This is a genomic window from Aestuariivivens sp. NBU2969 (genome assembly GCF_019931125.1).
GTDB lineage: Bacteria > Bacteroidota > Bacteroidia > Flavobacteriales > Flavobacteriaceae > Aestuariivivens > Aestuariivivens marinum.
Window position 1 is genome coordinate 38,197 of the sequence record NZ_JAIOUU010000015.1, and the last position, 13,304, is coordinate 51,500.

Below are 13,304 nucleotides of genomic sequence, written 5' to 3' on the forward strand. Positions count from 1 at the left end.
AAAAAATTATGAAAAAAGTATTTTTATTTATATTAAGTAGTATTCTTTTTACTGCCTGCTCTGAAGACCATCTAGATGTTAGCCCCAATGTTAACACGGATGTTGTAATAAAAACAGTTGATGATTTGGATAGATTGTTTTATGGAACTATTTCTACCAACGGAACAGAACATCAAGCTAATGTATGGTGTCATGATAATGCGTCTATGCCTCAAGAGATTTTAGATGAGACTTCTTCTTTTTCAGATGAACAAATAGAACATTATACCTTTTCTACTATCATGGGTAGTAGATCAAGTGATCAGACTTGGAGAAGTTATTATGGTCAAATGTTAGTAGTATCAAATTTAGTATTAGGGCAACTAGAAGAAGGAAAGATAAAGGGTATGGAAGATCAGGCATTAGTTGACCTATTAACTGCTGAAGCCCATTTTTATCGTGCCCATAATCATTTTAATTTAGCACTTACATATGCCCTGTACCCTAATGAGGCTAATAATGATGAGCCAGGTATTGTTATAAAACAAACAAGTTCTGTTACAGAGAGTCAAGAAAGAGCCACAGTTAAGGAAACTTTTGATTTTATTTTAACTGAATTGGATGAAGCATTAAAATACCCAAATACTGAAAAAAAGGGTCGCTTTCGTATAGGAAAACCAAGTGTACACGCTCTAGCTGCTAGAATACATTTATATTTGGGTAATTATGACAAAGCTAAAACTCATGCCGATACTGCATTAAGTGGTTTTAGCACCATGATTAATTTTGAAAATAGTATTAGTATTCTTCCATATACTTTATGGTATGGTCCATATGTTTATCCAAATACTGCACAATTGGCTTCTTGGCAACAAGCTGGTTCAGACTTTTATAATGACCAATATTGGTATTTCTATGAAACTAATGGATATTGGAATACAAGCCCCAGCCAAGAATTGTTAGATTTATATGATCCAGCAGATATACGTAATGTGTTTTATATTGACGGTTGGTTTTCACGCAATGGTGCTACCACTAACACCTGGACCAGTTATATGAATATGGGTCCTGGAGATACTTATGCTGGACCTAATGTTGCTGAAATGTATTTAACAAGAGCCGAATGCAAAGCTCGGGATAATGATTTTGCAGGTGCCATGGCAGACGTTGAAATGGTTCGTATTAATCGTTTTGCAGCAGCTGATTACTCACCACTGTCTATACCAACTTCAAATAAAGATGCAGTAAATGAAGTCATTAACGAACGTAGAAGAGAAGCCCCGTTTACTTTACGTTTTATGGATATTAAGCGCTTAAATAATGACCCATTAACAGACCCAATAGTAATAACTAGAAACATTAATGGTGAAACCATCACCATCCAACCAGATTCTAGAGCTTGGGCCAGACCTATTGGTGATGAAATTATAATTTTAAGTGCTGGTGCTACCGTACAAAATCAATACTAATTTTTTTAGAAAAAGTACTTCAAAATAATTTATTATTTTGAAGTACTTTTTAACTCTATAATACAGATTAACATTAAAAAACAATTTAATTTATGATGAGGTTAAAATTTATAATATTAGTATTGACAACTTTTATATTCTCCTGTAAAACAAATCATGAGGGGATTGAATCTTTACCTACAACCTTTACAATACAAGGTACTATTGAAGGTCTAGGAAATAATAACTTATATTTTAGATTACCTAATAAGGATTATGAAAACTTAGGATATAGAATGGATTCCTTAATTGTTACAAACGGGAATTTTAGCCTTACAGATTCAATTCAAGGTCATCACTTTGTATCTTTTTTTTCAAGGATGAAAGAGCTAAGTAAATCAACACCTAGAGGGTTTTACCCTGCACAATCTGGATATCTTAATGTTATTCTTTATCCTGGTGCTAACATTAAGGTAAGTGGTAGTATTTCTGATTTTATGGATGCCTATCCAACAGATAGTGACAGTATAAATAATGAGTTAGGAATATTTCATAAAGAAATTTATCCATTTATGAACGAAAGCCTTAATTATAGAGTCAAATCAGCCTATGAAGAAGATAATGAAAAAAAGAAAGTGTTTGAAGCAAAAGCAGATTCAGTAGGTAATATTGTTAAATCCATTAAAAAAGATTACGTCTTAAAAAACGCCTCTTCTGTAGCTGCGCTTTATTACTTAAATGATATGTTATCGCGTAGTCAAATAAATAACGATGATGCGATTAAAGCTTATAATAATCTCGATAGCTCTTTAGTTAACCTATCTTTCTATAAAGACCTGTCTTATAGGGTTAATGCAATTAACAACACCAAGGAAGGCGCTATGGCTCCAGCCCTTAAGACAACATCGACCCTAGATGGTTCTGAGTTTGATTTAGCCTCTTATAGAGGCAAATACGTTATGATAGACTTTTGGGGTATCTGGTGTGGCCCATGTGTCTCTGAAATGCCTAAGGTAAAGGAGTTTAGTAAAAAATATAATGATCGTTTAGAAATTTTGGGCGTAAACTCTGGAGATAAAAAGCAAAGAATTATCGACTTTGTTGACAAGAATGATTACCAATGGCAACAGGTTATGGATGTAAGGGACAGTGAAGTGGATAACTTTGTGCTTCGCTATAATGTTAGTGCATTTCCAACAAAATTCATTATTGATCCTGAAGGCAAAATAGTAAAAAAGTTTGTGGGATCTGGTGAAGAAGCCTTTACGCTCCTTGAGGAACTTTTAAAATAAACCTATAGTTTTTGTTAATAGTTATTTCGAGTTAGTCACTTTTTTAACAAAAGAAAAAAGGGTTGTTACAATAGCAGCCCTTTTTTAATTAATTAAATTCTACCTATGAAAACCAAGTTTTTTAAGATTATATTTATTTTTGTTTTTTTTATATCCTTAACATCTAGTGCACAACAGAAGTTGGATTTAAAAGTGTTGTATGTTGGTTACCATCCCGAAAAGCCTATGCCAGAACGACTGGGTGTTTTTACTACGGGATCCTTATCTAACGAACGTTTTAAAAAGGAATACAAATATAGGTATCCTGCGTTTATGGATTATCTAAACACTTACTTCACTACTGTTAAAGGTGTTGATGCAAGAGACTATAATTCTAAATTATCTGAAAATTACGATGTAACTATTTTTGACCATATCCCAAACCTTATATCAGAACAAGTGGTTGAAACTGACGAAAATGGACAAAGGGTGGGTTATATTCCTGCAAAATACATTGAAGACGATTTTGACCATGCTGCCATTTTTATTGGACATGCGGCACCAACCATGACATCTCCCATAGGCTCTAAATTGGATTGGTATTGTTTATGCCTAGATGCCCATGCCCATAATTTAAAAGCTGATCATCCCATTTTTAAAGGCCCTTTAAATGTTTCTTTAACTATGCAAGACAGGCCTACACCAAGTGGTGCTTTTCATTATGCGTCTGGAAAAAACCTTCCAGAAACCATGCCCATGTGGCAAGTACAAACAGAAGGGTATTTAGAAGGAAAAGGCTATAGAATTGGTCAAGTCTCTTCTTTTGATGGTTTTCTAGATTCTCCCGAAACTGAATTTATATCAAGTGGGGTATGTACCAAAGATATTGATGCAGTAGCTATAGGAAGACATGGTAACTTTTTACTTTGGGGTTTTAGTGCGTCACCAGACTATATGACCGAGGAAAGTAAAAACGTATTTGCCAATGCCATTTATTACATGAAACAGTTTAAAGGGCATAAAATTATTGCGAAAAAAACAGAAAGAATAATATTTACCAGACAATATATAGATCAGATTAAATATGGTCTTACAGAAGAGGGTTATCAGGATTATTTGGCATTGATTAGGGAATTTCATGATAAAAATGAAAAAGAAAGAAACGATGCTATATTAAAAAGGGAAAAAGGTGAAAAGCTTACTGATGAAGAGGAAGAAATAGCAAATAGGCCCTCTAGACCAAGGCAACCAGATATGCCATGGCAAGATTACGTTAAACGTTATATGGGTAAATTTTTTGAACAGTTTGGCACCGATGCAAAAGCGTATATAACTTATTTAGATGAAAATTTAGAATACATTAGCTTTGAAAAAGATAAAGGGTATTATGGTCTGGCTGTTGACGAAAATGTAAAATTATTGGGCGTTTCGAACAGACAACTTGAATTATTGACCACTTGTATTGAGCTATTAGAAAAAGGTGAAAAAACGGAATTGGCCAATAAAATTTTAAAACGTTATACTGATGAAAGTTTTGAATCGGCTAATGAATGGAGAAATTGGTACAATAACAATAAAAATAAATTATTCTTTACCGAATCAGGAGGCTATAAATGGCTTGTAAATACAGTACCAAACCATGAAGAATAAATATTTTCTATTCGTCTTTTCTTTCATAATACTGTCACAAATTGGAAGATCTCAAACCTCTAAAATTCCAGAGGTATTCAAGCAAAAAGTTGCTGAATCTGCCTCTAAACTCAAGGCCTTCGAGTGTTATGATTTGGATCCTTTATCATTAAATGCCACAGTAGTTTGGTCTGAGGATAAAACCCAACTTGCGGTAATTATGAAAGTGAATTTGCTACATGGTTGGCATATTTACTCCTATGTTCCTAAGACACAGCCTTATATCACTTCAGAATTACAGCTAAATCTACCCGAGGGTATTAGCAAAATAGAAAACTGGATTAAACCTTTGGACGAACCTTATGATGATGGGGTATATATTTATCACGGCGAACTTATATTTGTTCAGTATTGCCAAGTTAACAACATTAGCGATGGTGTTTTATCCTGTGGTATTTATTACCAAACCTGTGACCTTAACAAATGTTACCCTCCTGAAGAGAAAAAAATAAACTTAAATCCTAAAAAATTTTTATAAAGTTTTTATAAATAGGTGTTTAGCCTTAATTCATTTAATTTAACATTTTCTTAATAGGGGAATCTCGAAACATTACCGTCTATATAAAAAATATTTATACATAATCATGAAAAACTGCATAACACTATTAAGCATCTTCTTTTTCTTAAATCTTACTGCTCAAAACACCAATAATAACTTACCTATTGATAACAGCATAAAAAAAGGGGTCTTACCAAATGGAATGACCTATTACTTGCATAGCACCGATGTGACCAACGATGTAGCCAGCTATTACATTATTCAAAACGTAGGTTCAATATTAGAAAATGATGACCAACAGGGTTTGGCTCATTTTCTAGAACATATGGCTTTTAACGGCACAAAGCATTTTGAAGGAAAGGGAATTTTAAATACCTTGGAAAAAGAAGGTATTGTTTTTGGAAAGGATATAAATGCCTACACCTCTTTTGATGAAACCGTTTATAATGTAAATAATATTCCAACAACACCTGAGCTTATTGAAACGGGACTTCAAATCCTTCATGATTGGTCTAATTATCTACTCCTAACAGAAGATGAAATTGATGCTGAAAGAGGGGTTATAAAAGAAGAATGGCGTACCAGACAAAATGGTAGAATGAGAATTTTTCAACAAACTATAGGTACTGCCTTTGGTAATTCAAAATACGCAGAACGCCTTCCTATTGGAAAAATGGATATTGTTGAAAATTTTGAATATAAAGCACTGAGAGACTTTTATCACGATTGGTATAGAACAGACTTACAGGCCATAGCAATAATTGGAGACTTTGATTTGGAACAAATGGAAACCAAAATAAAAGAAAAGTTTTCAGCAATTCCAGCTGTTGACAATCCTCTTGAACGTTATGTTGTTGAAATCGAAGACAATGAATCGCTGGCTTATGCTATGGCAATGGATAATGAGGTATCTTCTGCAGGTATTCAATTTAATATCCGCCACGACAAACCAAAAGACAAAAAATCTATTGCATATTTAAGGGAGAATATTTTAAATGGTATTGTTATAGATGTTTTAACAGAACGTTTTAACGAAATTAAACAGCAACCTGAAGCTCCTTTTATAGATGTTTATACAGGCTTTAGAGGTCTTTCTAGGGCCCATAATCAATTTATATTTGGAATTATACCTAAAGAAGGCAAACAGCAAGAGGCTTTTAAGTTAGCGATGTTGGAAATTAATAGAGCCGTAAAATTTGGTTTTACTAAGGCCGAAATCCAAAGATCCATCATTAAAAACCAGAACAATTATGAAAACCAAATTGCCAGATTAGATGATAGAGGCCATGGAGAAATTTTAGGACAAATACAAGCAAATTATCTTGATAATGAGCCTATTACAGACATAACCAAAGAATATGAAATAGCCAAGGGTATTTTTAATGAGGTAACCCAGAATATTCTGTTATCCCAAATACAAAAACTATATTCTAAAAATAACAGAAATGTTATAGTAACTGGGGTTGAAGGAAAAAATAACCTAACAGAAGCTCAGACAATAGAAATTATTAACGAAGTAGAAAACGATACAACATTACAACCATACCAAGAAGAAGAGGAATTGAAGTCATTAATGGCAGGTGTGGAATTAACTTCAGGTAAAATTGTAAAAACAGAGTCACAAGAAGAACTTGGATTCACTACTTACACACTAAGTAATGGGGTTAAAGTACACTATCAATTTGTTGACAAACAAAAAAACAATGTAGCATTAAGAGCCCATAGTTATGGTGGAAATTCATTAATAAATACAGAAGACCTACCCTCTGCCAATATGATGCTTAATGTTATTGGAAGATCTGGCCTTGGTGAATTTTCAGCAACAGAACTGCCAAAAGTTTTAGCAGGAAAAACGGCTAGTGTTAACCTTTCTTTAGGAGATATCTCTGAATCAATATCTGGATTTTCAACCACTAAGGATGTTGAAACCATGCTACAACTATTAAACCTTCATTTTACAAAACCTAGATTTGATGAAGTAGCCTACAATGTGTTTTTACAAAATTTAGATAATTATTTACTTACTAAAAGTAAAGATCTAAGATCTAAAATAAGTGACAGCATAACCGTATCCCTCTATGGCAACAATAACCCATATAAACGATTGTTTGATAAAAATTATGTTTCCGATATTGATTTCGATAAAATGAAGCGTCTTTATAGCTCAAGGTTTTCTAATGCAGCAGATTTCGAATTTGTTATTGTAGGGGATGTTAAAGAGGATAGTCTAAAACCTTTATTGGAACGCTATATAGCAAGCTTACCTACAACTAAAGAAAAAGAACACTGGAAAGATAATTCTGTAGAATGGTTAAGTTCTAAAATAGATAAGGACATATTTTTACCTATGGAAGATCCTAAAGCTTCAGTAAGAATAGCCATTAAAAATAATATGTCGCATTCCGTAAAGAATTCCTTGCTTATGGATGCTCTTGGAAGCATACTACAACTCAGATATACAGAGTCTTTAAGGGAACAGGAAGGTGGCACTTATGGTGCGAGTGCTAGAGGGTCTCTTTATAAAGAACCATTAGAATTAGCTTATCTATCAATAAGTTTTGACTGTAATCCAGATTTAGCTGAAAAATTAATTGGAATCGTTTACAAAGAAATAGAAAAGATAAAGCAGGGTGAAATTCAGCAAAATGATTTGGATAAAGTACTTACTAACTTTTTAAAAGAAAGGGAAGAAAGTAAAAGCTTTAACAGATATGAATTATCTGCAATTAGTACTTGGATCATAGATGGCTATAATAGAAATGCCCCTGAAAACTTTGAAAACATTGTCAATTCAATAACAAAAAAAGATATTCAAGATTTAACAATAAAATTATTGGAAGACCACAAATCGTATGAGATTGTTTTTAAACCAACCGAATAGAGTTTTCAACTTTCTTGGGTAATAATTTTATTAGATTTAAACCTACTAAATTTTAAAAATAAATTAGATTAACAATGCAATCCTAAAAAACAGAAAACATTTGTTTTAATTTAACTGTATTTTTTATAGTATCTTAACAACATTAAACCAACCTTAAAGAACATGAAAAAATCACTTCTTTTACTTTTTTTACTTTCAGTTTCAGTTTTTAATGCTCAAATATTTGAACCGGTAAAATGGTCTACTTCAGTAGAGCAGGTTTCCGATTCAGAATATTACCTTATAAGTACGGCAACCATAGATAAGGGATGGCACTTATATTCACAGGATGTCCCTGAAGACGGTCCAATTCCAACTACTTTTATCTATGACCAACAGGAGGGAAAGATTAATGTTATTGGTAATACAACAGAGGATGAGGGACACACCGTTGATGATCCCGTATTCAATATGAAAATCAAGTTCTTTGAAAACAAGGCTACTTTTAAACAAAAGATAGAGGTTGTTGGAGAAATTACTAAGGTTGTAGGAACTGTAGAATTTATGGTCTGTGACGACGTAAGATGTTTGCCTCCAACGGAAGTAGACTTATCTTTTAAAATAGGTACATCAAATGCATCTGTAAAGACCAATGCAGACGATAGTCCAAAATTATCTAATGAAGGTTCTGAAAAGACTGAAACCATTACTACAACAGAATCAGAAAACACTAAAGGTTCAGAAAAATCAAATTCAAGAAGCTTATGGGCAATCTTCATCATTGCATTTTTCTCAGGATTTGCTGCATTGTTAACCCCATGTGTTTTTCCAATGATCCCACTTACTGTTAGCTTTTTTACAAAACAAAGTAAGACAAAAGCACAGGGCATTAGAAATGCGATTTTCTATGGCATTTCAATAGTGGTTATCTATGTATTACTAGGATGGTTGGTAAGTGCTATTTTTGGTCCAGCTGCCATGAATGCCCTATCTACCAATGTATGGTTCAACATTATTTTCTTTTTGTTATTAGTTGTTTTTGCTGTTTCCTTCTTAGGTGCTTTTGAAATTACCTTGCCTCAATCGTGGGCCAATAAGGTAGATGCACAATCGAACCGTAGTGGGCTAATAGGTATTTTCTTTATGGCCTTGGCCTTGGCTATTGTTTCCTTTTCATGTACAGGTCCAATAGTAGGCACTTTACTTGTTGAAGCTGCCGTTGGAGGCAATACCCTAGGCCCCATTATTGGAATGCTTGGTTTTTCTTTGGCCATTGCTTTGCCTTTTACATTATTTGCTGCTTTTCCAGGGTGGATGAATTCATTGCCAAAATCTGGTGGATGGCTTAATACGGTAAAAGTAGTACTCGGGTTTTTAGAATTGGCACTGGCCTTTAAGTTTTTATCCAATGCCGATTTGGTGCTTCAACTGCATCTTTTGGAAAGAGAAGTATTTCTAGCCATATGGATAGCCATTTTTGGTGCGTTGGCCTTTTATTTGTTTGGGAAAATCCAGTTACCCCATGATTCTCCTGTGACCTATATTTCTGTGGGACGATTAAGCTTAGGATTACTTGTTTTAACCTTTACCATTTATTTAATCCCTGGTCTTTGGGGAGCTCCCCTAAAGATTATTAGTGGGTTTCCACCTCCTATGAAATACAGTGAATCTCCTTATGGAGTGGGCTTTACCAAGACGGGAAGTACAAGCTCTACAAGTTATGTTCCTGACGATGCTCTAGCTGCAGGTGGGGAAGTTGGCGAACACGGTATCATTATGTTTCATGATTACAACAAAGGTTTAGCCTATGCCAAAAAAGTAGGTAAACCAGTTATGATAGATTTTACTGGTCATGCTTGTGTTAATTGTAGAAAAATGGAGCAATTCGTATGGTCTGATCCAGCAGTACTATCGGTGTTGAAAAACGATATTGTTATGATTTCCCTTTATGTTGATGATAAAAGAAAATTATCAGGTGATGAGATCGTCGATTCCAAATTAAAGCCTGGAAAGAAATTAAAATATATTGGCCAGAAATGGAGTGAACTACAAACCATAAAATATAAATCCAATTCGCAACCTATGTACATTTTAATGGACCATCAGGAAAATAATCTTATAGAACCCGAAGCCTATAACCCTAACGTACAGGAGTATTTGGATTGGTTAAATAAAGGAATTCAAAATTTTAAAGAATAAAAAAGTATTAAAGCTTCACCATTAATGCGTATTTCATTTTTAGTAATTAGTTAAAATTTGATGGTGATTTTTGATTGATTAGGATCTCTCCGGAAATCAACCGGAGAGGTTATTTATAATTAGAACTATGAAGCAAGTAATCCAAAACAATAATTCCAATTCTGTAAAAACAGACACAACTTTAGAAACTTATTTTCAACAGTTCAGAAAACATATAGTAGGTATAGACCAAACTTTTAAATCCCCTTATGGAGAGCAGAAGTTAATTTATACAGATTGGACTGCAAGCGGAAGATTGTATCAACCTATTGAAGAAAAATTGCTAAATGAGATGGGGCCTTTTGTGGCCAATACCCATACCGAAACATCAACTTCTGGTGCAGCAATGACATTGGCATATCACGAAGCTAGAAAGATTATAAAGCGTCACGTCAATGCGAGCGCCAATGATATGTTAATTACATACGGGTCTGGAATGACCGGTGTCGTAAATAAATTTCAACGTATTTTAGGTTTAAAAGTTTCTGAAAACCTAAAGGATTATACACAAGTACCCGAGGAGAAAAAACCGGTGGTTTTCATTTCCCATATGGAGCATCACTCCAATCAAACCTCATGGCTAGAGACTATTGCAGATGTTGTTGTAATTCCCAGTAATGAAGAGGGTCTTATTTGTATGGAGAACTTTGAAAAATCTGTAAAAGAATACCAACTTAGACCTATTAAAATTGCATCGGTTACAGCTTGCTCTAATGTAACTGGTATAAAAACCAATTATCATAAAATTGCTGCATTAATGCATAAGTATGATGGCTTGTGCTTTGTAGACTTTGCCTGCTCAGCACCTTATGTTGATATTGATATGCACCCAAATAATGAAGATGAGTATTTGGATGCGATCTACTTTTCTCCTCATAAGTTTTTAGGAGGACCGGGCAGCTCAGGGGTATTGATTTTCAATAAAAAATTATATAAAAACATGGTTCCCGATAATCCTGGTGGAGGCACCGTTAGTTATACAAACCCTTGGGGTGACCGTGACTATTTTGAGGATTTTGAAACAAGGGAAGATGGTGGTACCCCAGCATTTTTACAGACCATAAAAGTAGCTTTATCCATACAGTTAAAAGAGCAAATGGGAACTGAAGCCATTAAAGCTAGAGAGGAAGAAATTAACACTCAAATCTTCAGAACCTTAGAGAATTTAAATGGCGTGAAAATTTTGGCTCCAAATCACAAGAATAGACTGGGAATTTTTTCATTTTATTTTGAAGATTATCATTTTAATTTGGTTGTCAAGCTTCTTAACGATAGATTTGGCATCCAAACTAGAGGTGGCTGCTCCTGTGCGGGTACCTATGGGCATTATTTGTTAAATGTGGATCAGCAAACCTCAAAAGCCATAGAACAAAAAATTCTTGAAGGATGCAATACCGAAAAGCCTGGTTGGGTACGTTTATCAATACATCCTACAATGACCAATAAAGAAGTAGAATTTGTATGTAATTCGTTGGTTGAGCTTTCTAAAAACATTGAGCATTGGGCAAAGGATTATAAATACGATCCCATAAAAAATGATTATGTCCATACCTCTGCCCAACCTGTAGAAAAGGAATTGGTAAAAAAATGGTTCTCATTATAAGTTTATAATAACGGGAACCCTTTTTATAATCCCTGTTTCTTTTCAATTGCATGGGTAGTTTTTAGCAAACCATTGAAATACTTTTAATCTTAAATTCTTAACAAAAGAAGATAGAGTAAATGATAATGGTCCATTTGTAAATACAAGTAAAAAATTGAAAAAATTCTTGAACTAATTAACACCAACTTGTTTGAAGTGTTTTGCTATATCTTCAAAACCATTTAAATATTTTGGATATGCTCACTTGTTAATGATTCAAGGGATTTATGCATCCCATCATTTACAATATGTTCTAAACCATTAGTGACCGCTTTTTGCAGTCCATCAACTTTTGTTAAATCCATTCCCCAAAACTCAACATTTTCAAGTGTAGCCTTAACTATTGATGGAATATGTCCTTTAGCCCATTGCAACTTAAAGAATTCCAAAACAGATTGGGAATCTTTTAACGGAATAATATCATTGTTCCTTTCGCCCTTATAGAAAGCAATTAACGCTGATAACGAAAACAATAACCTATTAGGCAGTTCTCCATTTCGTTTAATATACTCAAGAATAGTGGGTAGTACTCTTGTTTTAAATTTAGAGATAGAATTCAACGAAATACTCATCAATTCATGCTCTAGGTAAGGGTTTAGAAAACGATCCAATACGTCATTTGCAAACTGAATGACTTCAGCTTTTGGTAAATCCAGTGTTGGACAAATCTCCTCAAAAATGGCATCTTTTAAAAATTTGCCAACTATATGGTCTTCTATAGACTCTCGAACCTTATCGATACCATACAAATAACCCACAGGCACAAGTGTGGTATGGGCACCATTCAGGATACGTACCTTACGTGTTCTATATGGTTCCATATTATCAGTAAAAACAATATTCAAATCACAAACTTCAGCCGGAATTTCTTTCTTTATAGATTCTGGACCTTCAATAACCCATAAATGAAACTGCTCCCCTTCTACTACTAAATTATCTTTGTAGCCCAATTCGTTTATTAAGTTGTCTATTTTACCCTTTGGATATCCTGGAACAATTCTATCTACCAATGTATTGCAAAAAATATTGTTGTTCTTTATCCAATCTACAAAAGCGATTCCTAGATTCCAGTCATTGGCATATTGCAATACTATTCTCTTCAAATTATCACCATTTCTATCGATAAGTTCACATGGGATAACAATCAATCCTTTGTCTGCAGCTCCATCAAAAGCTTTAAACCTTTTATACAACAAAGCGGTAAGTTTTCCAGGAAAACTTTCTTGAGGTGCATCGTCTAATTTATCGTTTGCATTATAAGCTATTCCAGCCTCTGTAGTATTGGATAATATAAAGCGAATATCCGGGTTTTGTGCAAGCAATAAAAAAGCATTATAATCGTTGTATGGATTAATAGCTCTATGGATACAATCAATAATTTCATGTTCACTAATAGCCTTTCCGTTTTTAAGTCCGTTAAGGTATAGTGTGTACAGACCATCCTGATCGTTCAACATTTTTACCAATCCTTCTTTTATGGGTTGTACAACAACCACTCCTGCATCAAACCCGGCCTTTTTATTCATTACATGGATCATCCAATTGGCAAAGGCTCTTAAAAAGTTACCTTCTCCAAATTGTATGATTCTTTCGGTATAAGTTGAAACGTTTTCTCTATCCCTATTTAATGTTTTCATGTTTTGAATACCTCTTTCTTTTAAGCAAGTTATTAGCTAAA

Annotated in this window: 8 protein-coding genes; 7 read left to right on the top strand and 1 reads right to left on the bottom strand. The window is 33.9% G+C overall.

Features of this window, described 5'->3' with window-relative positions; genetic code table 11:
• Nucleotides 1–8: 8 nt before the first annotated feature.
• The 7 genes from K7G79_RS11040 (at nucleotide 9) to K7G79_RS11070 (ending at nucleotide 11,587) form a co-directional block, all read left to right on the top strand.
• On the top strand, nucleotides 9–1,448 hold the full coding sequence (locus K7G79_RS11040; protein WP_223551640.1) for a RagB/SusD family nutrient uptake outer membrane protein: 1,440 nt from the start codon (nucleotides 9–11) through the stop codon (nucleotides 1,446–1,448).
• A 92-nt stretch (nucleotides 1,449–1,540) separates the two neighbouring features.
• Nucleotides 1,541–2,719 carry a TlpA disulfide reductase family protein gene (locus K7G79_RS11045; RefSeq protein ID WP_223551641.1) on the top strand — a complete coding sequence of 393 codons (1,179 nt, stop codon included), beginning with the start codon at nucleotides 1,541–1,543 and terminating at the stop codon, nucleotides 2,717–2,719.
• A gap of 105 nt (nucleotides 2,720–2,824) precedes the next feature.
• On the top strand, nucleotides 2,825–4,348 hold the full coding sequence (locus tag K7G79_RS11050) for a hypothetical protein (protein ID WP_223551642.1): 1,524 nt from the start codon (nucleotides 2,825–2,827) through the stop codon (nucleotides 4,346–4,348).
• Complete coding sequence (locus tag K7G79_RS11055; RefSeq protein WP_223551643.1) at nucleotides 4,338–4,865, top strand: protein-disulfide reductase DsbD domain-containing protein; 528 nt, start codon at nucleotides 4,338–4,340, stop codon at nucleotides 4,863–4,865. Before K7G79_RS11050 ends, K7G79_RS11055 begins: the two co-directional genes overlap by 11 nt.
• 106 nt (nucleotides 4,866–4,971) lie before the next feature.
• Nucleotides 4,972–7,767, top strand: coding sequence for a pitrilysin family protein (locus K7G79_RS11060; protein ID WP_223551644.1), 2,796 nt, complete (start codon nucleotides 4,972–4,974; stop codon nucleotides 7,765–7,767).
• Between the two features lie 162 nt (nucleotides 7,768–7,929).
• A complete protein-coding gene (locus K7G79_RS11065; RefSeq protein ID WP_223551645.1) occupies nucleotides 7,930–9,945 on the top strand; it encodes a protein-disulfide reductase DsbD in 2,016 nt (671 codons plus the stop codon).
• A gap of 127 nt (nucleotides 9,946–10,072) precedes the next feature.
• Nucleotides 10,073–11,587, top strand: coding sequence for an aminotransferase class V-fold PLP-dependent enzyme (locus tag K7G79_RS11070; protein WP_223551646.1), 1,515 nt, complete (start codon nucleotides 10,073–10,075; stop codon nucleotides 11,585–11,587).
• A gap of 221 nt (nucleotides 11,588–11,808) precedes the next feature.
• Here K7G79_RS11070 and K7G79_RS11075 read toward each other — a convergent pair whose 3' ends face one another.
• Nucleotides 11,809–13,263 carry a tagaturonate reductase gene (locus tag K7G79_RS11075; RefSeq protein ID WP_223551647.1) on the bottom strand — a complete coding sequence of 485 codons (1,455 nt, stop codon included), beginning with the start codon at nucleotides 13,261–13,263 and terminating at the stop codon, nucleotides 11,809–11,811.
• Nucleotides 13,264–13,304: the final 41 nt, after the last annotated feature.

Bases quoted from the DNA above. Each gene is read 5' to 3' on its own strand.
- K7G79_RS11065 (WP_223551645.1), top strand. From the start codon at position 7,930: ATGAAAAAATCACTTCTTTTACTTTTTTTACTTTCAGTTTCAGTTTTT.
- K7G79_RS11075 (WP_223551647.1), bottom strand. From the start codon at position 13,263: ATGAAAACATTAAATAGGGATAGAGAAAACGTTTCAACTTATACCGAA.
- K7G79_RS11070 (WP_223551646.1), top strand. From the start codon at position 10,073: ATGAAGCAAGTAATCCAAAACAATAATTCCAATTCTGTAAAAACAGAC.
- K7G79_RS11055 (WP_223551643.1), top strand. From the start codon at position 4,338: ATGAAGAATAAATATTTTCTATTCGTCTTTTCTTTCATAATACTGTCA.
- K7G79_RS11040 (WP_223551640.1), top strand. From the start codon at position 9: ATGAAAAAAGTATTTTTATTTATATTAAGTAGTATTCTTTTTACTGCC.
- K7G79_RS11050 (WP_223551642.1), top strand. From the start codon at position 2,825: ATGAAAACCAAGTTTTTTAAGATTATATTTATTTTTGTTTTTTTTATA.
- K7G79_RS11045 (WP_223551641.1), top strand. From the start codon at position 1,541: ATGATGAGGTTAAAATTTATAATATTAGTATTGACAACTTTTATATTC.
- K7G79_RS11060 (WP_223551644.1), top strand. From the start codon at position 4,972: ATGAAAAACTGCATAACACTATTAAGCATCTTCTTTTTCTTAAATCTT.